Annotated in this window: 21 protein-coding genes; 14 read left to right on the top strand and 7 right to left on the bottom strand. The window is 72.9% G+C overall.

From position 1 onward, the window contains the following. Window positions 1–91 precede the first annotated feature (91 nt). From MTO91_RS25140 to MTO91_RS25125, 4 genes are read left to right on the top strand one after another with little or no spacing between them, the layout of a single operon-like run. Entirely contained in the window at window positions 92–1,015 is a 924-nt protein-coding gene (locus tag MTO91_RS25140; RefSeq protein ID WP_476652997.1) for a Rossmann-like and DUF2520 domain-containing protein, read from the top strand. Then, on the top strand, window positions 1,012–1,899 hold the full coding sequence (panC, locus tag MTO91_RS25135; protein WP_208826237.1) for a pantoate--beta-alanine ligase: 888 nt from the start codon (window positions 1,012–1,014) through the stop codon (window positions 1,897–1,899). Before MTO91_RS25140 ends, panC begins: the two co-directional genes overlap by 4 nt. A 22-nt stretch (window positions 1,900–1,921) precedes the next feature. Next, a complete protein-coding gene (panD, locus tag MTO91_RS25130; RefSeq protein ID WP_405421199.1) occupies window positions 1,922–2,332 on the top strand; it encodes an aspartate 1-decarboxylase in 411 nt (136 codons plus the stop codon). A 10-nt stretch (window positions 2,333–2,342) separates the two neighbouring features. Then, on the top strand, window positions 2,343–3,146 hold the full coding sequence (locus MTO91_RS25125; protein ID WP_062398459.1) for a type III pantothenate kinase: 804 nt from the start codon (window positions 2,343–2,345) through the stop codon (window positions 3,144–3,146). 45 nt (window positions 3,147–3,191) lie between these two features. Here MTO91_RS25125 and MTO91_RS25120 read toward each other — a convergent pair whose 3' ends face one another. After that, on the bottom strand, window positions 3,192–3,950 hold the full coding sequence (locus tag MTO91_RS25120; RefSeq protein WP_405421201.1) for a class I SAM-dependent methyltransferase: 759 nt from the start codon (window positions 3,948–3,950) through the stop codon (window positions 3,192–3,194). 160 nt (window positions 3,951–4,110) lie between these two features. Here MTO91_RS25120 and lysS point away from each other — a divergent pair, with 160 nt between their 5' ends. From lysS to MTO91_RS25100, 4 genes are all read left to right on the top strand, one after another. Next, complete coding sequence (lysS, locus tag MTO91_RS25115) at window positions 4,111–5,568, top strand: lysine--tRNA ligase (protein WP_208826244.1); 1,458 nt, start codon at window positions 4,111–4,113, stop codon at window positions 5,566–5,568. A gap of 277 nt (window positions 5,569–5,845) precedes the next feature. Next, on the top strand, window positions 5,846–6,193 hold the full coding sequence (locus MTO91_RS25110; protein ID WP_073576759.1) for a histone-like nucleoid-structuring protein Lsr2: 348 nt from the start codon (window positions 5,846–5,848) through the stop codon (window positions 6,191–6,193). 79 nt (window positions 6,194–6,272) lie between these two features. After that, a complete protein-coding gene (locus MTO91_RS25105; protein WP_405421203.1) occupies window positions 6,273–7,100 on the top strand; it encodes a siderophore-interacting protein in 828 nt (275 codons plus the stop codon). 230 nt (window positions 7,101–7,330) lie between these two features. After that, entirely contained in the window at window positions 7,331–9,874 is a 2,544-nt protein-coding gene (locus MTO91_RS25100) for an ATP-dependent Clp protease ATP-binding subunit (protein ID WP_062398450.1), read from the top strand. 127 nt (window positions 9,875–10,001) lie between these two features. Here MTO91_RS25100 and MTO91_RS25095 read toward each other — a convergent pair whose 3' ends face one another. Beyond that, complete coding sequence (locus MTO91_RS25095; RefSeq protein WP_476652995.1) at window positions 10,002–10,718, bottom strand: nucleoside/nucleotide kinase family protein; 717 nt, start codon at window positions 10,716–10,718, stop codon at window positions 10,002–10,004. A 145-nt stretch (window positions 10,719–10,863) separates the two neighbouring features. Here MTO91_RS25095 and MTO91_RS25090 point away from each other — a divergent pair, with 145 nt between their 5' ends. Both MTO91_RS25090 and MTO91_RS25085 read left to right on the top strand, forming a co-directional pair. After that, window positions 10,864–11,835, top strand: a complete 972-nt coding sequence (locus MTO91_RS25090; protein ID WP_476651756.1) for an IS481 family transposase — start codon at window positions 10,864–10,866, stop codon at window positions 11,833–11,835. A 23-nt stretch (window positions 11,836–11,858) separates the two neighbouring features. Then, entirely contained in the window at window positions 11,859–12,893 is a 1,035-nt protein-coding gene (locus MTO91_RS25085; RefSeq protein WP_073576755.1) for a YihY/virulence factor BrkB family protein, read from the top strand. 4 nt (window positions 12,894–12,897) lie between these two features. On the opposite strand, the gene MTO91_RS25080 is transcribed toward MTO91_RS25085, so the two are convergent. Continuing rightward, window positions 12,898–14,370: a helix-turn-helix domain-containing protein gene (locus MTO91_RS25080; protein WP_405421207.1), complete on the bottom strand. Its 1,473-nt coding sequence runs from the start codon at window positions 14,368–14,370 to the stop codon at window positions 12,898–12,900. A 191-nt stretch (window positions 14,371–14,561) separates the two neighbouring features. Between MTO91_RS25080 and exaC the strand changes: the two genes are divergently transcribed. From exaC to MTO91_RS25065, 3 genes are all read left to right on the top strand, one after another. Further along, the gene (gene exaC / locus MTO91_RS25075) at window positions 14,562–16,085 is read left to right on the top strand and encodes an acetaldehyde dehydrogenase ExaC (RefSeq protein ID WP_405421209.1); all 1,524 of its coding nucleotides are present in this window, start codon (window positions 14,562–14,564) and stop codon (window positions 16,083–16,085) included. Continuing rightward, window positions 16,085–16,486, top strand: a complete 402-nt coding sequence (locus MTO91_RS25070) for a DUF779 domain-containing protein (RefSeq protein ID WP_179761640.1) — start codon at window positions 16,085–16,087, stop codon at window positions 16,484–16,486. Before exaC ends, MTO91_RS25070 begins: the two co-directional genes overlap by 1 nt. Before the next feature lie 64 nt (window positions 16,487–16,550). Then, on the top strand, window positions 16,551–17,135 hold the full coding sequence (locus tag MTO91_RS25065; RefSeq protein WP_405421211.1) for a cysteine hydrolase family protein: 585 nt from the start codon (window positions 16,551–16,553) through the stop codon (window positions 17,133–17,135). A gap of 45 nt (window positions 17,136–17,180) precedes the next feature. On the opposite strand, the gene MTO91_RS25060 is transcribed toward MTO91_RS25065, so the two are convergent. The 3 genes from MTO91_RS25060 to MTO91_RS25050 all read right to left on the bottom strand — a co-directional run bounded on the left by MTO91_RS25060 (window position 17,181) and on the right by MTO91_RS25050 (window position 18,704). Further along, window positions 17,181–17,921 carry an SIR2 family NAD-dependent protein deacylase gene (locus tag MTO91_RS25060; protein ID WP_179761642.1) on the bottom strand — a complete coding sequence of 247 codons (741 nt, stop codon included), beginning with the start codon at window positions 17,919–17,921 and terminating at the stop codon, window positions 17,181–17,183. A gap of 101 nt (window positions 17,922–18,022) precedes the next feature. Next, the gene (locus MTO91_RS25055) at window positions 18,023–18,340 is read right to left on the bottom strand and encodes an antibiotic biosynthesis monooxygenase family protein (protein WP_073576923.1); all 318 of its coding nucleotides are present in this window, start codon (window positions 18,338–18,340) and stop codon (window positions 18,023–18,025) included. Window positions 18,341–18,350: 10 nt separating this feature from the next. Then, complete coding sequence (locus MTO91_RS25050; RefSeq protein ID WP_208826218.1) at window positions 18,351–18,704, bottom strand: MmcQ/YjbR family DNA-binding protein; 354 nt, start codon at window positions 18,702–18,704, stop codon at window positions 18,351–18,353. Between the two features lie 189 nt (window positions 18,705–18,893). Here MTO91_RS25050 and MTO91_RS25045 point away from each other — a divergent pair, with 189 nt between their 5' ends. Further along, window positions 18,894–19,088: a hypothetical protein gene (locus MTO91_RS25045; RefSeq protein WP_405421218.1), complete on the top strand. Its 195-nt coding sequence runs from the start codon at window positions 18,894–18,896 to the stop codon at window positions 19,086–19,088. Here the strand turns inward: MTO91_RS25045 and MTO91_RS25040 are convergent. Beyond that, window positions 19,075–19,575, bottom strand: coding sequence for a 2'-5' RNA ligase family protein (locus MTO91_RS25040; protein ID WP_251783608.1), 501 nt, complete (start codon window positions 19,573–19,575; stop codon window positions 19,075–19,077). The genes MTO91_RS25045 and MTO91_RS25040 overlap by 14 nt on opposite strands. Window positions 19,576–19,586: the final 11 nt, after the last annotated feature.

Raw genomic sequence — 19,586 nt, 5'->3', positions numbered from 1 at the left:
TCCGGCGCGCGGCCACCGGAGGTCGCGCCACCCGCGGATTGCCCGACCGGTACCCCACCAGGACCGGAACGGGAGGAAACGGATTCTCGTGATGGACTCTGCGATCGATGGCGGTCGCCCCGCGCGGCTCGCGGTCGGGGTGGTCTCGGCCGGTCGGGTCGGTGCGGTGCTGGGCGCCGCGCTCGCCCGCGCGGGCCACCACGTCGTCGCCGCCTCCGGGGTCTCGCAGGCCTCGGTGCGCCGGGCGGTGACCCTGCTGCCCGACGTCCCCCTGCTCCCGCCGGACGAGGTCTGCTCGCGCGCCGACCTGGTCCTGCTCGCCGTCCCCGACGACGTGCTGCCCGGCCTGGTCCGTGGCCTCGCCGCCGCCGGATGCTTCCGCCCGGGCCAGATCGCCGTCCACACGGCGGGGTCGCGCGGCGTCGCGGTGCTGGACCCGGCGACGGAGCGGGGTGTGCTGCCGCTGGCGCTGCACCCGGCGATGACGGTGACCGGCCGCCCCGAGGACGTCGACCGGCTTGCCGCCTGCTGCATCGGCGTCACCGCCCCCGGCGACCCGGAGCACGGCGACCCGCGCGACGCCGTCGGCTGGAGCGTCGCCGAGGCACTCGTGCTGGAGATGTCGGCCGAGCCCGTCCGCATCCCCGAGGCGATGCGCCCGCTCTACCACGCCGCGCTCGCCCACGGCGCCAACCACCTCACCACCCTGGTCGGGGACTGCGTGCAGCTGCTGGAGACCGCCGGCATCCGGCCCGCGGAGCGGCTCGTCGCGCCGCTGCTGTCGGCCGCGCTGGACAACGCGCTGCGCCACGGCGACCGCGCGCTGACCGGACCGGTCGCCCGCGGCGACGCCGGCACCGTCCGGACCCACCTGGAGCACATCGGCGACGCCGACGCCGACCTGGCCGCCGTCTACCGGGCGCTGGCCGGGCGCACCGCCCACCGCGCCGCCGCCGCCGGGCTCCTCGGCCCCGACGGCGTCCGCGACATCGAGACCGCACTGGAGGAGAAGTGAGCACCCCCGGCTCCACCCGGAACGGCTACGGCACCGGCCGGCTGACCGTGCACGCCGACCCGGCGAAGCTCGCCGCGGTCACCCGCGCGCTGCGCGGTGCGGGCCGCAAGGTCGTCCTCATCCCCACGATGGGCGCCCTGCACGAGGGCCACCGCGAGCTGATCCGGCACGCGAAGCGGATCCCCGGCGCCGTCGTCCCGGTCGTGTCGATCTTCGTGAACCCGCTGCAGTTCGGCGCGGGCGAGGACCTGGACCGCTACCCGCGCCCGATCGAGGCCGACCTGGACGCCTGCCGCGACGAGGGCGTCGAGCTGGTGTTCACCCCGCAGGTCGAGCACATGTACCCGCCGGGCTCGCAGACCCGCGTCACCGCCGGGCCGCTCGGCGACGAGCTGGAGGGTGCCTCCCGGAAAGGCCACTTCGACGGCGTCCTGACCGTCGTGTCCAAGCTGTTCCACATCGTCGGCCCGGACGTCGCGCTGTTCGGCGAGAAGGACTACCAGCAGCTGACGCTGATCCGCCGGATGGTGCGCGACCTGGACTTCCCGACCCGGGTCGTGGGCGTCCCGACCGTCCGCGAGGACGACGGCCTGGCCCTGTCCTCGCGCAACGTCTACCTCGACCCCGGGCAGCGCCGCGCCGCCGCCGTGCTGTCGCGCGCGCTCGCGGCCGGGGCCGCGGTGTCGGTCCGCGGGCACGACGCCGTGCTGGACGCCGCCCGCGCCGAGCTGGCGACCGAGCCGGAGGTCGACGTCGACTACCTCGAGCTGCGCGACACCGACCTCGGACCGGCCCCCGCCCCGGGCGCCGGGGACGGCCGCCTGCTCGTCGCCGCCCGGGTCGGCGCCACCCGCCTGATCGACAACGCCCCCATCGCGTTCTGACCGCGTCCCGAGGAGAACCGCCGTGAACCGCACGATGATGAAGTCCAAGATCCACCGCGCCACCGTGACGCAGGCCGACCTGCACTACGTCGGCTCGGTCACCGTCGACGCCGACCTCATGGCGGCCGCCGACCTGATCGAGGGCGAACAGGTCAGCATCGTCGACATCACCAACGGTGCCCGCCTGGAGACCTACGTGATCACCGGCGAGCCCGGCTCCGGGGTGATCGGCATCAACGGCGCCGCCGCGCACCTGGTGCACCCCGGTGACCTGGTCATCCTGATCTCCTACGGCTCCTACGACGAGGCCGAGCTGCGCGGCTACAGCCCGCGCGTCGTCTTCGTCGACGCCGACAACCGGATCGCCGACCTGGGCGCCGACCCGGGACACGCCCCGGAGGGCTCGGGCCTGCTGACCAGCGCGGCCCGCTGAGGACGACACGGTGCTGCTCTGCATCGACGTCGGGAACACCCACGTCTCGCTGGGGCTCTACCCCGACACCGGGACGGGTGCGGAGGCGCTCGACCCGGAGCCGGAGCGGCGCTGGCGGCTGCGCACCGACACCAGCGCCACCGCCGACGAGCTGGACCTGACCGTCACCGGGATGCTCGGCGCGCACTTCCCCGAGGTCACCGCGGTCGCCGCGCTGTCCACGGTGCCCGGGCCGTCGCGGGAGCTGCGCACGCTCCTCTCGCGCTGGTCGGACCGGATGCGCACGCTCGTCGTCGGGCCGGGGGTGCGGACGGGCGTGCCGCTGCTGGTGGACCACCCGCGCGAGGTGGGCGCGGACCGGGTCGTGAACTCGCTCGCCGCGCACCACCTGTTCGGCACCACCTGCATCTGCGTCGACCTCGGGACCTGCACGAACATCGACGTGGTCACCGCGAAGGGCGAGTTCCTCGGCGGGGCCCTGGCCCCGGGCATCGACATCGCGATGCAGGCGCTGGCCGAGCGGGCGTCGTCGCTGCGGCCGGTGGACCTGGTCGAGCCGCGCTCGGTGATCGGCCGGACGACGGTCGAGGCCGTCCAGGCCGGGGTGCTCTACGGCGCCGCCGGGCAGGTCGACGGGCTGGTCCGCCGCATCCTCGCCGAGCTGGGCCCGGACGCGCTGCCGGTCACCGTGATCGTCACCGGCGGGCTCGCGGAGCTCGTCCACGGCCGTGCCGACACCGTCACCCACCACGTCCCGGACCTGACGCTGCACGGGCTGCGGCTGACCCACCTGCGCCACCACCGGCCCCGCTGACCGGCCCCGCTGACCGGCCCCGTGGACCGCGCCCGCCGGCCGGGCTCAGAGCCTGCGGGACCGCCGCACGATCGTGCGCATCGGCATGGTGAAGCGGCCGTCGGGGCCGGCGACCCGCCCGGTCAGGAACTCCCGGGCGGCGGCGAACACCGCGTCCCGGTCCTGCGGGGTGCTCAGCAGCGCCCAGGAGTGCGTGGCGATGTCGGCGAGGTGCTCGTCGACGGTGGTCAGGCGGCCCCAGGTGACGCGCTCCTCCCCGTCGTCGACGAACCAGGGGGAGCCCGGGTGCGGCGTCGCGCCGCCGCCACCGGCCGGGTCGCCGGGCACACGCCGCCCGCGCACGGTGAGCTCGCCGAACTCGCGGATCCAGGCGACGTCGTCGTCCCCGCCGTTCCACAGCCCGGCCAGCACGCCGCCGGGCCGCAGCACCCGCGCCATCTCCGGGGCGGCCCGGTCGAGGTCGAACCAGTGCAGCGCCTGCCCGACCAGGACGGCATCGAGGTGGCCGTCGGGCAGCGGGATGCGTTCCGCGGACCCGGTCCGGGCCTCGACGCCGGGGGAGCGCTCGCGCAGCACCGCGAGCATCGCTGGGTCCGGCTCCACTGCGACGACGTCAAGCCCGCGGGCGGTCAGGACGCGCGTCAGCTTCCCGGTCCCCGCGCCCAGGTCGAGCACGCGGGGCCGCTCCGCGGTCCCGGCCAGCGCCGCGTCGACGGCGGCGTCGGGGTAGGCGGGGCGGTGGTCGTCGTAGGCGCGGGCGACGGCACCGAACGTGCGGCCGCGGTCCACCTCGTCGTCGGGCACCTCCGCACGGTAGGCCGGTGGCCGGCCACCGCGCGATGCCTCGCCGCGGAGGTGGGGGGGTGACGACGGGCGCTCCCGGGTACCGCCGATAGCCTGACCTGCCGTGAACACTCCCGGCACACCGTCCGACCCGGCGACCGAGGCCGACCTCCCCGAGCAGATGCGGGTGCGCCGGGCCAAGCGCGCGGAGCTGATCGCCGCGGGCACCGACCCGTACCCCGTCGAGGTCCCCCGCACGCACTCGCTGCGCCAGGTCCGCGACGCCCACCCGGACCTGCCCGCGGACACCGCGACGGGCGAGACCGTGGCCGTCGCCGGCCGGGTGATCTTCGTGCGGAACACCGGCAAGCTGTGCTTCGCGACGCTGCGCGAGGGCGACGGCACCGAGCTGCAGGCCATGCTCTCGCTCGACCGGGTCGGGGCCGAGGCGCTGGCCGGCTGGAAGGCCGTCGTCGACATGGGTGACTTCGTCGCGGTGCGCGGTGAGGTCATCACCTCGCGACGGGGCGAGCTCTCGGTGATGGTCGACGAGTGGTCGGTCGCCGCGAAGTCGGTCCGGCCGCTGCCGACCGCGCACAAGGAGCTCTCCGAGGAGAACCGGGTCCGGCAGCGCTACGTCGACCTCATCCTGCGCCCGCAGGCCCGCGAGACCGTGCGCGCGCGGTCCACCGTGCTGCGGACCGTCCGCGAGTCGCTCACCGGCCGCGACTTCATCGAGGTCGAGACGCCGATGCTGCAGAACCTGCACGGCGGTGCCACTGCGCGTCCGTTCGTGACGCACGCGAACGCACTCGACTCCGATCTGTATCTGCGGATCGCACCGGAGCTGTTCCTGAAGCGTTGCGTGGTCGGTGGTATCGAGCGCGTCTTCGAGCTGAACCGGGTGTTCCGGAACGAGGGCATCGACTCCACGCATTCCCCGGAGTTCGCGATGCTGGAGGCCTACCAGGCCTACGCGACCTACGACGACATGGCGGTTCTGACCCGGGAGCTGATCCAGTCCTCGGCGCAGGCGCTGTTCGGTTCCACCACGGTGCGCCACCACGACGGCACCGAGCACGATCTCGGTGGCGAGTGGCGATCGGTGACCATCTACGGATCGGTGTCCGAGGCCGTCGGGCGGGACGTGACGCCGGACACGGAACTGTCGGAACTGCAGCGGATCGCGCACGCCCACGACGTCGACATCACCGATTACCCGACGGCCGCACAGATCGTGCTGGAGTTGTTCGAGAAGCTGGTCGAGCACACCCTGCACGAGCCGACCTTCGTGCGCGACTTCCCGGTCGAGGTGCGGCCGCTGACCCGGGCGCACCGCGACGACCCGCGGCTGTCGGAGTCCTGGGACCTCATCGTCTTCGGCGTGGAGCTGGCCACGGCCTACTCCGAGCTGGTGGACCCGGTCGAGCAGCGGGAACGCCTGCACGCCCAGTCGCTCAAGGCCGCGGCGGGCGACCCGGAGGCCATGCAGCTCGACGAGGACTTCCTGCGCGCCATGGAGTACGGCATGCCGCCCACCGGTGGGATGGGAATGGGTATCGACCGTCTCCTGATGACGCTGACCGGCCTCGGAATCCGCGAGACGATCCTGTTCCCGCTGGTCCGCGGCGAGTCCTGAACCGGTTCCGAACGCACATCCGACGACGTCCCCGGCCGCGAAGAGCGACCGGGGGCGTCGTGTTTGGCGGACCCGTACGAGTGGTGTCGAACTCGGTTCGCCGTATTTCGCCGTACCCAGGTCGACGACACGAACATTTCTCGGATACTCTCGGATTCGAGTCGGAACCGGTACCCGGTGGCCTCATATTGCGTCCTGCTATTGCATCGCGCAGTCGCCGATGTCCGCCCCGGTCCCTCATCATGAACGTGTTCGGCCATTCAGGGAGGCTGCGGAGATGGCGCAGATCAAGGAAGTCCGGCTCGTCGACGATCTGACCGGTGACGCGGCGGACGAGACGATCGAGTTCGGTCTCGACGGACGCAACTACGAGATCGACCTGTCCGACGGGAATGCGAAGAAGCTGCGCGACGTGCTCGCCGACTACGTCGCGGCCGCCCGTCGCGCCGGTGGAGCGGCCCGCCGGCGCAGCAGCGGCTCGTCGGGCGGGGCGGCCCGCCGCCCGTCGGTCGACCGCGAGCAGAACCAGGCGATCCGCGAGTGGGCCCGCAACCGCGGGATGAAGGTCTCGGACCGCGGCCGCATCCCGGCCGAGGTGCTCGAGGCCTACCACCAGGAGAACTAAGGTCTGCCTTACCCGGCGGGGCGGGGGAGGGGTACCGTCGCGACGGCCCCTTCCCCTCTCGTCGTTGGGAGGCAGCCTGATGGCCCGCCCCGTCACCGATCTCCGGGTGCTCCGCACCGAACGCCTGAGCCCGCACATGGTGCGCGTCGTCGCCGGTGGCGACGGCCTGGCCGCGTTCCCCGTCACGGAGTACACCGACCGCTACGTCAAGATCCTCTTCCCGCTCCCCGGCGTCGAGTACCCCGAGCCGCTGGACATGGACCGGGTGCACGCCGAGCTGCCGCGCGACCGGTGGCCCGCCCAGCGGACCTACACCGTCCGCTCGCTCGACCACGCCGCAGGCGAGCTCGTCATCGACTTCGTCCACCACGGCGACACCGGCCTCGCCGGCCCGTGGGCGGCCGCCGCCCGCCCGGGCGACCGGCTGCGGATGCTCGGCCCGGGCGGCGCCTACGCACCGGACCCGGACGCCGACTGGCACCTGCTCGTCGGCGACGAGGCCGCGTTGCCCGCGATCTGCGCCGCGCTCGAGCGGATCCCGGCCGGGCGGCCGGTCGTCGCCGTCCTGCAGGTGGACGGTCCCGGCGACGAGATCGACGTGCCGACGGGCCCCGGGGTGGACGTGCGGTGGCTGTACCGCACCGACGCCGGGGGCGACCCGGACTCGGAGCAGCTGCCCGCCGTCGTCGCGGGTCTGGAGTTCCTCCCCGGGCGCGTGCACGCCTTCGTGCACGGTGAGGCGATCGCCGTGCGCGAACTCCGCAGGCATCTCACCCGCGAGCGCGGCGTCGCCAAGGACGACCTGTCGATCTCCGGGTACTGGCGCCGCGGGCGCGACGAGGAGGGGTTCCGGCAGTTCAAGGCGGCCGAGCGGGAGCGCGAGGAGGCCGCTGCCGCGACCGGCTGACGTCCGTCGGGAACACGGCAGGTGTCACCCGTGTTACTGCGGGCACGTACCCCGGTGCACGTCAGGTGGAGGCGCCGGGGCCCCTTCGACCGATACAGTGATATGTGGTCTCCCGCGAGGGTGGCCTGGCGCGGTGTCACGCGAGGGCGCAGTGTCGGTTCGGGCGAGCCCGGACCGTACGGAGATGCTGGTCGCGCCGTCAGTGAGGCGCAGCAGGCAAGGAGTGCGAATTGTTCGAGAGGTTCACCGACCGAGCGCGACGTGTTGTCGTCCTGGCCCAGGAAGAGGCCCGGATGCTCAACCACAACTACATCGGGACCGAGCACATCCTCCTTGGCCTGATCCACGAGGGAGAGGGCGTCGCCGCGAAGGCGCTCGAGTCCCTCGGTATCGCTCTGGAGGGCGTGCGACAGCAGGTCGAGGAGATCATCGGCCAGGGGCAGCAGGCCCCGTCCGGGCACATCCCCTTCACCCCCCGGGCGAAGAAGGTGCTGGAGCTGTCGCTGCGCGAGGCGCTGCAGCTCGGCCACAACTACATCGGGACCGAGCACATCCTGCTCGGCCTCATCCGCGAGGGCGAGGGCGTCGCGGCCCAGGTGCTGGTCAAGCTGGGCGCCGACCTCAACCGTGTCCGTCAGCAGGTGCTCCAGCTGCTGTCCGGCTACCAGGGCAAGGAGCCGCAGGAGAGCGGCACCGGTGGCCGTGGCGAGGGCACGCCGTCCTCGTCGCTGGTGCTGGACCAGTTCGGTCGCAACCTCACCCAGCAGGCCCGTGAGGGCAAGCTGGACCCGGTCATCGGCCGGGAGAAGGAGATCGAGCGGATCATGCAGGTCCTCTCGCGGAGGACCAAGAACAACCCGGTGCTGATCGGCGAGGCCGGCGTCGGCAAGACCGCCGCCGTCGAGGGCCTCGGCCAGGCGATCGTCAAGGGCGAGGTCCCGGAGACGCTGAAGGACAAGCAGCTCTACACCCTCGACCTGGGCTCGCTGGTCGCCGGTTCCCGCTACCGCGGTGACTTCGAGGAGCGCCTCAAGAAGGTGCTCAAGGAGATCCGCACCCGCGGCGACATCATCCTGTTCATCGACGAGATCCACACCCTGGTGGGTGCGGGTGCCGCCGAGGGCGCGATCGACGCCGCCTCGATCCTCAAGCCGATGCTGGCCCGCGGCGAGCTGCAGACCATCGGTGCGACGACGCTCGACGAGTACCGCAAGTACGTCGAGAAGGACCCCGCGCTGGAGCGCCGCTTCCAGCCGATCCAGGTGTCCGAGCCGTCGGTCGAGCACACGATCGAGATCCTTCGTGGTCTGCGTGACCGGTACGAGGCGCACCACCGCGTCACGATCACCGACGACGCACTGGCCTCGGCCGCGACGCTGGCCGACCGCTACATCAACGACCGCTTCCTGCCGGACAAGGCGATCGACCTGATCGACGAGGCCGGCGCCCGGATGCGCATCCGCCGGATGACGGCTCCGCCGGACCTGCGGGAGTTCGACGAGAAGATCGCGAACGTCCGCCGGGACAAGGAGTCGGCGATCGACGCGCAGGACTTCGAGCGGGCCGCGCACCTGCGCGACCAGGAGAAGACCCTGCTCGGCGAGAAGGCCGAGCGCGAGAAGCAGTGGAAGTCGGGCGACCTCGACGTCGTCGCGGAGGTCGACGGCGAGCAGATCGCCGAGGTGCTGGGGAACTGGACCGGCATCCCGGTGTTCAAGCTGACCGAGGAGGAGACGACCCGTCTGCTCAAGATGGAGGACGAGGTCCACAAGCGGATCATCGGCCAGGAGGACGCCGTCCGCTCCGTCTCGCAGGCGATCCGTCGTACCCGCGCCGGTCTGAAGGATCCGAAGCGCCCGTCCGGCTCGTTCATCTTCGCCGGCCCGTCCGGTGTCGGTAAGACCGAGCTGTCCAAGGCGCTCGCGAACTTCCTGTTCGGCGAGGACGACGCCCTCATCCAGATCGACATGGGTGAGTTCCACGACCGCTACACCGCCTCGCGGCTGTTCGGTGCCCCTCCCGGGTACGTCGGCTACGAGGAGGGCGGCCAGCTCACCGAGAAGGTGCGGCGCAAGCCGTTCTCGGTGGTGCTGTTCGACGAGATCGAGAAGGCGCACCAGGAGATCTACAACACGCTCCTGCAGGTGCTCGAGGACGGCCGTCTCACCGACGGTCAGGGCCGCACGGTCGACTTCAAGAACACCGTGCTGATCTTCACCTCGAACCTGGGCACCCAGGACATCTCGAAGGCCGTGGGACTGGGATTCTCCTCCGGTGGCGACGAGAAGTCGAACTACGAGCGGATGAAGACGAAGGTCAACGACGAGCTGAAGAAGCACTTCAGGCCGGAGTTCCTCAACCGCATCGACGACATCATCGTCTTCCACCAGCTCAACCAGGAACAGATCATCCAGATGGTCGACCTGATGATCGGGCGGGTGGAGAAGCAGCTGGCGAACAAGGACATGGGCATCGAGCTCACCGACAACGCCAAGAAGCTGCTGGCCCACCGCGGGTTCGACCCGGTCCTGGGCGCCCGGCCGCTGCGCCGGACGATCCAGCGGGAGATCGAGGACCAGCTGTCGGAGAAGATCCTGTTCGGCGAGATCGAGGCCGGGCAGATCGTCATCGTCGACGTCGAGGGCCTCGACACCTCCGCGGAGGAGGGCTCCAACGCCTGGTCGGACAAGGCCAAGTTCACCTTCCGTGGTGAGCGCAAGCCGTCCGAGCCGGTGCCGGACTCCCCGCCCACCGCGCTGGCCGGCGAGGAGTGAGACAGACCCACGCATGACGACGGCGGGCCGTCCCGGGAGTTCCCGGGGCGGCCCGCCGTCGTCGGTCCGGAGCCCGGTTCCGGCCCCGGCCCGGTGGCCCCCAGGGGAACCTTCGAGGCGTAGAGCGCTACGAAGGTTCCCCTGGGAGCGGGCCGGGGGCGTGGTCGGGCAGCGCGACGACCAGGTCGGCCCGGTCCCGCGAGGCCTCGACGAGCCGGGCGTTCGGCTCGTCGGTCCGTTCCACCCAGGCCCGGGCGGCCTCGGGCGTCTTGCCGAAATGCACGTGCCGCGCGACCAGGCGCTCCAGCCGGAGCGCCTCGTCGGTCTCGTGGAACCACACGGCGTCGAACCCGGCCCGCACCGCCCGCCAGCGGGGCGTGCCGAGGAGCAGGTAGTTGCCCTCGCTGACCACGAGCCGGCACTCCGGGTGCACCGGGACCGACCCGGCGACGGGCTGCTCGATCTCCCGGTCGAACGCCGGGGCGTACACCGGGCCCGCGCCGTCGTCGGGGGTGAGCCGCAGCCGGGCGAGCAGCGCGGCGTAGCCGTCGGCGTCGAAGGTGTCCGGGGCGCCCTTGCGATGACGGCGGCCCAGCCGGTCCAGCTCGACGTCGGCGAGATGGAAGCCGTCCATCGGGACGTGGGCGACCCAGCCGGGGCCGAGCCCGTCCGGGGGCGTGGCGGCGAGCGCCCGGACCAGGGCCAGCGCGACGGTCGTCTTCCCGGCCCCGGGGGCCCCCGCGATGCCGAGCACCGCCCGTCGTCGTCCGGCGGCGAGCGCCCGGGCGCGCTCCACCAGCTCGTCGAAGCGGTCGGTCCGTGCCGGGGTGTCCACGAGCGTCATTCTTTCCGCCTGCGGCTAGGTGTACCCGGCCAGGAGGTTGGTGACGGTGCGGATGTCGCGACACGCAGTCGCGAGTCGTTGATCGTGAGGAGAGCCCCCAGGTGGGGTGTGGCTTGTCTAGGACCCACACCACCTGGAGGCTCTCGTGGCCCACCGTAATGCCCGCCTGACGTTCCACGGCCGGGTCCTGCTGGTCGACCGGATCGTGCGTCAGGGACGTCCTCGTGCCCACGTCGCGGCGGAGATGGGGGTCTCGCGCCAGTGCGCCGGCCGCTGGGTCGCCCGCTACCGCGCCGAAGGCGAGAACGGCCTGCACGACCGGTCCTCGCGCCCGCATCGCTGCCCAACTCGCACCACGGCCGACACCGAGGCTCGCGTGCTGGCCGTGCGCGCCCGCGACCGTCGTGGGCCCGATGAGATCGGCCCCGAACTCGGCCTCACCCCACGCACGGTGTCGCGGATCCTGCGCCGCCACCACGTCCCCTACCTGCGTGAACTCGACCCGCTCACCGGTGAGCGCATCCGCGCCAGCAAGACCACCGCGGTGCGCTACGAACGCGCCCGCCCCGGCGAGCTGGTACACATGGACGTCAAGAAGATCGGACGCATCCCCGACGGCGGCGGCTGGCGCGCGCACGGCCGCGCCAGCCGCGACGCCACTCGCGACCGTTCGACCAGAGTCGGGTTCGACTACATCCACTCGCTGGTCGATGACCACTCCCGGCTGGCCTACTCCGAGGTCCTGACCGACGAGAAGGGCACCACCTGCGCCGGGTTCCTCGCCCGGGCCGCGGGCTACTTCGCCAGACACGGCATCACCAGGATCGAACGGGTCATGACCGACAACGCCTGGGCCTACAAGTGGTCCCTACGGTCAGTGGTCGCCGACCTCGGGGCCCGGCAGGTGTTCATCAAGCCGCACTGCCCCTGGCAGAACGGCAAGGTCGAACGTCTCAATCGGACCCTGGCCACCGAGTGGGCCTACCGGCAGGTCTTCACCAGCAACGCCGAACGCACCGCAGCGCTTGCCCCCTGGATCGAGCACTACAACACTCGACGACGCCACAGCGCGCTCGGCGGGCTCCCACCGACCAGCCGACTGGCACCAACGTCATGACCGGGTACAGCTAGGTTCTGCGCATGAGCTCGGTGCGCCCGGTCCCCGAGACCCGGCTGATGACCGGCGAGGAGCTCTCCGCCGACGACGCCGCCCACACGCTGCGCCGCTACGGCCTCGGGCACCTGCTGTCCGCGGGCTTCCTGCGCTTCCGCTACGGCGACGGCTTCTCCCACGCCCGCGCGTTCGGCCTGCAGCTGGCGCTCGCCGCCGTCCCGCTGATCATCGCCGGGGTCGGGCTGTCCGCCGCGGCGGGCGCCGAGGGCGCCTCGGAGGTCGTCGCCCGCACGGTGCTGGCGCTGTCCCCCGGGACCAGCGACGAGCTGGTCGCCGAGGCCGTCCGCGGTGCCGGAGCGGGGGAGGCCGACCCGGACGACCCCGGTGAGCAGGCCGAGCGGGACGACACCCCCACCGGGGAACGCGGTGAGCTGGTCCTCGCGCTCGGCCTGCTCACCGCGTTCGCCGCGGCGACCTCGGCGTTCGCGCAGCTGGAGCGGGGCGCGAACCGGATCTACGGCACCGAGCGGGACCGGCCCGCGCTCGCCAAGTACGCGCGTGCCGCGGCGCTGACCGCCACCGCGGGCGTGGCCATGGCGACCGGGCTGCTGCTGATCGTGGCGGGGGAGCCGTTCGGGGACGCGGTGCGCGAGGTGTACCGGTGGGGTGCGGTCGCCGAGACGGTGTGGGACGTCGTGCGCTGGCCGGTCGGGCTGGCGCTGCTCGTCGTCGCGGTGACGGTGCTGCTGCGGTTCGCGCCGCGTCGTCGCCAGCCGGGGCTGTCCTGGCTGGGGGCCGGCGCCGCGGTCACGGTGCTGCTGTGGCTGGTCGCGTCCGGGCTGCTGGGTCTCTACGTCGCCGTCGCGGACACCTTCGGTGAGACCTACGGTCCGCTGACGGCGGTGATGGCCCTGCTGATCTGGGCGAACATCAGCGGGGTCGCGTTGCTGGCCGGAGTGGCGCTGTCCGCGCAGCTGGAGGCGGTGCGTGCCGGTGAGGAGGATCCGCGGCTGCCCGACTCCGACGACGACGGCATCCCCGACCACACCGACCCGGACTGAGCGCTCAGCCGAGCTCGTCGCGCCGCGGGTCCGACGACGGCAGCAGCGCCCGCAGCCGGTGGCGTAGCTCCTCGTCGTCGGTGCCGTCGCCCCGGCCGGACCGGACCAGGGTCCACAGCGCGTCCGGGTCGTCGGCCCGCAGCAGCGCCGACCGGACGGCGACGGCGAGCTGTTCGCGGGCCCGGCGGATCTCCGGTGCGTCCGAGGTCGGCAGCAGCGGCCCGCGGGCGGCCTCGGCCGCGGCGTCGCGGATCCGGCCCTCCCGCAGCGCCGCGCGCAGCCGCAGGAAGTCGGCGTCGAGGTCGGCGACGAGCCGGTAGGGCTGGGTGCGCACGGTGTCCTCACCGACGGCGCGGCGCAGCCGGTGGACCTCGGCGCGCACGGTGATGGCGCGGCCGCCGTCGCCGTAGAGGGCGGCGGCGAGCTGGTCGGCGGTCAGCCCCTCCGGATGCAGCGCCAGCAGCGCGAGGACCTCGGCGTGCCGCAGGCCCAGGCGCACCGGGCGCCCGTCCCGGCGGGCGACGACGGGGGTACGCGCCCCGAGCAGCGGCAGCGTCAGGGCCGTCCGGACGGGTCCGCCCGCGGGCAGCCGCAGCAGCCAGCCCTCGCCCAGTGGCTCCAGCACGCCCGCGACGGGCCCGCCGCCCAGCGGCACGCCGCCGACCGCGACGCCGTCGACGACGACCCGGTCCCCGCCGTCGGGCAGGGCGATCCGCTCCGGGAACTCGCTGCCCGGCGACGCGGCCAGCACCCGCCCGTGCGCGGACAACAGCGCGCCCGGGGTGCCGCCGAGCCGGGTCAGGTGCGGCCAGTACTCCTCGCGCAGCCGCCGGTCGTGGGCCTCGGCGATGGCCAGCAATCGGTGCTCGGCCAGGCGCGCGGCCGCGGTGACCAGCGCCAGCGTCGTCGGGTGGAAGCTCTCCTCCGGCCCGGTGACGTCGACGGTGCCCACCACCCGTCCGGTCGCCGGGTCGTGCACCGGGGCGGCCGCGCAGGTCCACGGGTGGTAGGCGCTGACCAGGTGCTCGGCGGAGTGGATGCGGACCGGCGCGGCGCCGGCCAGCGCGGTGCCCATCGCGTTGGTCCCGACGGCGTCCTCGCTCCACCGGGTGCCCTCCACCAGGTCGACCCGCTCGGCCCGGGTCAGCACCGCGCGGGCGCCCTCGCGCCAGAGGATCCGCCCCTGCCCGTCGGTCACGATCATCATGTGCCGCGCCTGTTCGGCGGCGTCGGTGAGGGTGTCGCGCAGCACCGGCAGCACGGACGCGAGGGGGTGCGCCGCCCGCCGGTCGGTGAGCTCGGCGCGGTCGTAGTCGTGCGGGGGACGGGAGCGTTCCGGGTCGACCGCCGCGGCCAGCGAGCGGGCCCAGGAGGCGCGGACCTCGGGCCGGACCCCGGCGCCGCGCGCACAGGAGCCGCCGAGCACGGCGTCGCGCGCCCGCTCGTACACCCGGCGATCCGCGTGCTGCGCAGCCACGTCCTCACCTTACGGTCAGCTTTGCCTTACCTGAGTCGAATCCGCGTCGTCGGTACTCACCGGAGGGTCAGGTTCCGCATCTGCGTGCAACTTCCGTGCAACCCCCACCTTCCTAGTGTCGGCGGTCACGCGCAACGTGCGTTCCGCACCGCGCCCTCGGTTCGACGAAGCACCTCAGGGAAGGAACATTCATGGCCGTCTACGCCAACCCCGGTCAGCCGGGCAGCGTCGTCTCCTTCAAGCCGCGCTACGAGCACTTCATCGGCGGCGAGTACGTCGCTCCGGTGAAGGGCCAGTACTTCGAGAACCCGACCCCGATCACCGGTGAGAACTTCACCGAGGTCGCCCGGGGCACCGCGGAGGACGTCGAGAAGGCGCTCGACGCCGCGCACGCCGCCGCCCCGGCGTGGGGGAAGACCTCCGCCGGTGAGCGCGCGAACATCCTGAACAAGATCGCCGACCGGGTCGAGGCCAACCTCGAGCTGATCGCCATCGCCGAGTCCTGGGACAACGGCAAGGCCTGCCGCGAGACCCTCGCCGCCGACATCCCGCTCGCCGTCGACCACCTGCGCTACTTCGCCGGTGCGATCCGGGCGCAGGAGGGCACGTCGTCGGAGATCGACGCCGACACCATCGCCTACCACTTCCACGAGCCGCTGGGCGTCGTCGGCCAGATCATCCCGTGGAACTTCCCGATCCTGATGGCGATCTGGAAGCTCGCCCCCGCGCTCGCCGCCGGCAACGCGATCGTCCTGAAGCCGGCCGAGCAGACCCCGGTCTCGATCCACGTGCTGCTCGAGCTGGTCGCCGACCTGCTCCCGCCGGGCGTGCTGAACGTCGTCAACGGCTTCGGTGTCGAGGCCGGCAAGCCGCTGGCGTCGAACAAGCGCATCCGCAAGATCGCCTTCACCGGTGAGACCACCACCGGCCGGCTGATCATGCAGTACGCCTCGGAGAACCTGATCCCGGTCACCCTGGAGCTCGGCGGCAAGAGCCCCAACATCTTCTTCGACGACGTCGCCTCGCAGCAGGACGCGTTCTACGACAAGGCGCTCGAGGGCTTCGCGATGTTCGCCCTCAACCAGGGCGAGATCTGCACCTGCCCGTCGCGCGCCCTCGTCCAGGGCGGCATCTACGACGAGTTCATCGAGCAGGCCGTCAAGCGCGTCGAGCAGATCAAGCAGGGCAACCCGCTCGACACCGACGTCATGATGGGTGCGCAGGCCTCGAACGACCAGTTCGAGAAGATCCTCTCCTACATCGACATCGGCCGGCAGGAGGGAGCCAAGGTCCTCGCCGGTGGTGAGAAGGCCGAGCTGGGCGGCGACCTCGCGGGCGGCTACTACATCAAGCCGACCGTGTTCGAGGGCAACAACCAGATGCGGATCTTCCAGGAGGAGATCTTCGGCCCGGTCGTGTCGGTCGCGCGCTTCAGCGACTACGACGACGCCATGAAGATCGCCAACGACACGCTCTACGGTCTCGGCGCCGGAGTGTGGAGCCGCGACGCGAACACCACCTACCGCGCGGGCCGCGAGATCCAGGCCGGCCGGGTGTGGGTGAACAACTACCACGCCTACCCGGCGCACGCGGCCTTCGGTGGCTACAAGCAGTCCGGTATCGGGCGCGAGAACCACAAGATGATGCTGGACCACTACCAGCAGACGAAGAACATCCTGCAGAGCTACTCGCCGAACGCGCTGGGCTTCTTCTGATGGGTGAGCCGGACGTCGGCGTCACCCCGACCGAGCGGGTGACGCTGACGCCGGCCGCCGCCGATCTGCTCGTGAAACTCACCGACCTGCACGGCCCGCTGATGTTCCACCAGTCCGGTGGGTGCTGCGACGGCAGCGCCCCCATGTGCTACCCGGACGGGGACTTCCGGACGGGCGGGTCGGACGTCCACCTCGGCGACCTGGTCGTCGAGGGTGTGGACCGGCCGATCGGTTTCTGGATGTCGGCGTCGCAGTACGAGTACTGGAAGCACACGCATCTCACGGTCGATGTCGTCAAGGGGCGCGGCAGCGGGTTCTCGGTCGAGGCGCCGGAGGGCGTCCGGTTCCTGATCCGCTCGCGGCTGTTCACCGACGACGAGTACCGGGCGATGCAGGACTGACCACCCCCTCCACGGCCCGGGACGACCGTCCCGGGCCGTGGTCGTCCCCGCCCGAGGAGCACCGATGACGCACACCCTGCGCGGACTGATGGGCCTGCCGGCGGAACCGGCCCCGCTGTCCCGATCCGCACTCATCATGATCGACCTGCAGAACACCTACACCGAGGGCGTGATGCGGCTGGAGAACGTCGAGCCGGCCCTCGGGGAGGCGGCCGAGCTGCTCGACCGCGCCCGCTCCGCCGGGTCCCGGATCATCCACGTCCGGCACGACGCCGGCGAGGGCAGCCCGTACGACGTCACCGCGCCGATCGGCGCCATCCACGACTCGGTCGTCCCGCGTGACGGCGAGGCCGTGGTGACCAAGAACTTCCCCAGCGCGTTCGTCCACACCGGGCTGGCGGAACTGCTGGAGGGCTACCAGGACCTGGTGCTCGCCGGGTTCATGACGCACATGTGCGTGAACTCCACCGCGCGCAGCGCGTTCTCCGGCGGCTACGTGCCGACCGTCGTCGCGGCGGCCACGGCCACCCGGGCCCTGCCCGGCGTGCACGGCACCGTCCCGGCATCCGAGGTCCACGACGCGGCGCTGGCCGGCCTCGCCGACCTGCCCGCGATCGTTGTCCCGGACCAGAAGGCCGTTCCCTCCTGAGCCCTGCCCCGCCCCGCGGCACGCAGGTGCGCGGGGCGGGTCGGCTCAGAGGGCGGCGTCGATCGCGGCGAGGGTCGCGGCCGCGGGGGCCGCGATGCCGACCCCGCGACCGTGGCGCACCTGCGGCTCGCGGACATTGATCCGCACCAGCGCGCCGGTCGCGGCCGAGGCCAGCTCCGAGCGGCGACGCACCGTGGGCAGCGCACCGCCAGCCCCCAGCTCGACGACGACCACACCGGTCCGGTGCGCCGCCAGCCAGTCCACGTGCCGCTGCAGCGCCGTCGCGGCGTGCGCGTCGTCCCAGCCGCCGTCGCCGAACATCAGGATCGCCGGACGGGCGGTGCCGCCGCAGCCCGGGCAGCGGGGCAGTTCGCCGACGGCACGCATCGTGGCCTCGTCGACGTGCACCTCGACGCCGTCGGCGGGCCACACGCCGTGACCGCAGAGCCGCAGGCACTGGAGATGGTGGATGGAGCCGTGCACCTCGGCGACGTCGTCCGGGGCGAAGCCGGCCCGCTGGAACTGGCCGTCGACGTTCGAGGTGAACACGTTCGAGGGCACCCGGCCGGCCCAGCGGCGCAGTACCGCGAAACCGGGGTGCGGCACGGTGTCCCGGTAGAGGTGTAGGCGGTGGCCGTAGAAACCCCAGGCCAGTGCCGGGTCGTCGGCGAAGTGCTCCGGGTCGGCGAGTTCCTCGAAACGCAGGCCTAGCCGGGCGTAGGGCGGGTAGGCCCGCCAGAAGCCCTCGCCGCCGCGGAAGTCCGGCAGCCCGGAGTCGACACCCATCCCGGCGCCGGCGGTGATGAGCAGCGCGCCCGCGTCGCGGACCAGGCGGGCCGCCGCGGCGATCTCGTCGGAGAAGGCCGCGGCGACCTCGCGGGCGTCGATCAGGACCCCGCCGCGATCTGCTGCAGGTCGACGACCTCGAACTCCAGCAGCGACGCGCCCTTGGCGACCGGCTGCGGCGAGCGCTGGCCGGCGTGCGCCTCGGCGGCCGGGCCCTCGCGCCACGCCTGGAAGTCGGCCTCGGTCTCCCAGCGGGTGACGACGAAGTACCGGTCGTCGCCGGAGACGGGGCGCAGCAGCTCGAACCCGAGGAAGCCGGGCTGCCCGTCGACGGCGTGCAGGCGGTTCGCGAACCGCTTCTCCAGCTCGGGGCCCGCGTTCTCCGGGACCTCGATCGCGTTGATCTTCACAATGGCCATGTCCGCCACGTTATCCCCGCCCGGCCTCGTCGACGCGCATGTGCCACGCGTCACCGACCAGCTCGGCCAGCCGGTCGTCGTCCACCTGGTCCAGGCGGACGAGCACCAGGGGCCACGGCGCGTGCCCGGCGTCGGTGAAGAACAGGTCGGGCTCGCCGAGCAGCAGGGCCTGCTTCTCCGCCTCGTCGCCGACGTACAGCACGGCGACGTCGGTCCTGATCACCCGTCGTCTCCCGGGCACCCGCTCCGGCCAGGACCACACGAAGCCCTTGCCGCGCACCCGGAAGTCGAACCCCTCACTCGGGTTCTCGACGACGCCGTCGAGGGCGAGCGCGATCCGCCGCACGTCCTGTTCGTCCGCCACGGGGCGAGCCTAGGGTCGGGGCGCACCACAGGGGACGGGCCGCCGCCGTGCAGGTATACGACCAGCCGCGCGGGCTCCGACCCCGGCCGGTACAACCGACCCGGACGGGACCGGACAGATGATGCTCGGCTGGCTCGCCGCGCCCGGGCCGGTCCGGCACCGGACGACCGCGGCCCGGCGGCCGGCGGAGTGGATCGAGCGGGGCCGCGACGGCGGGGGACCGACCCGGCCACCGACCCGGACGTCGCCGCCGACCTCCTGTTCGACGGCTACCTCGGGGCCGTCCTGCGCTGGTGTGCGATCCCGGCCGACCGCCGCGGGCCGCTCACCCCCATGGTGGAGGCGCTGGTCGAGCAGGCCCTCGCGGGGCTCAGCCCGCGCTGAGGGCCACCGTCTCCCCGGTGCGCGAGTCGTGCAGCTCGACGGCGGTGATCCGCGCCCGCACCGGCTCGACCGGGTGCAGCCGCGCGAACGCCTCGGCGGGTCGCCCGGTCGCCAGCACCACGTGCGGCAGCCAGGAACCCGGCAGGTGCGCGGCGTGCGCGCCCCGCACCCGCCCGGCCAGCGCGTCGTGCACCGCCGTGTGCACGGCCAGCACCTCGGGGTCGGTGACGGCGGTCAGCGCCAGCGCGTCCGGCGCGTCCGGGCCGACCGAGCCGAGACCGGCCAGCCACAGCACCGGCAGCGCGACCAGGCGCAGCTGGGCGGTCAGCTCCCGCACGGCGGGCGGCGGGACCGTGCCCGCCGCGGCGACGGTGACGTGCGGCGTGCCGGCCGCGACCGGGATCCCGGCCGCGGCGAGCCGGTCGCGCAGCGCGGTGAGCGCGGCGGCGCCGTCGTCGTCGAGCCGGAAGCGGACGGTGCTGGGCATCGGTCCCCCGC

The sequence above is a fragment of the Pseudonocardia sp. 2-7 genome (assembly GCF_056341085.1).
The sequence above is the reverse complement of the archived record's forward strand: the minus strand, read 5'-3'. Positions and strand labels throughout refer to the sequence as shown.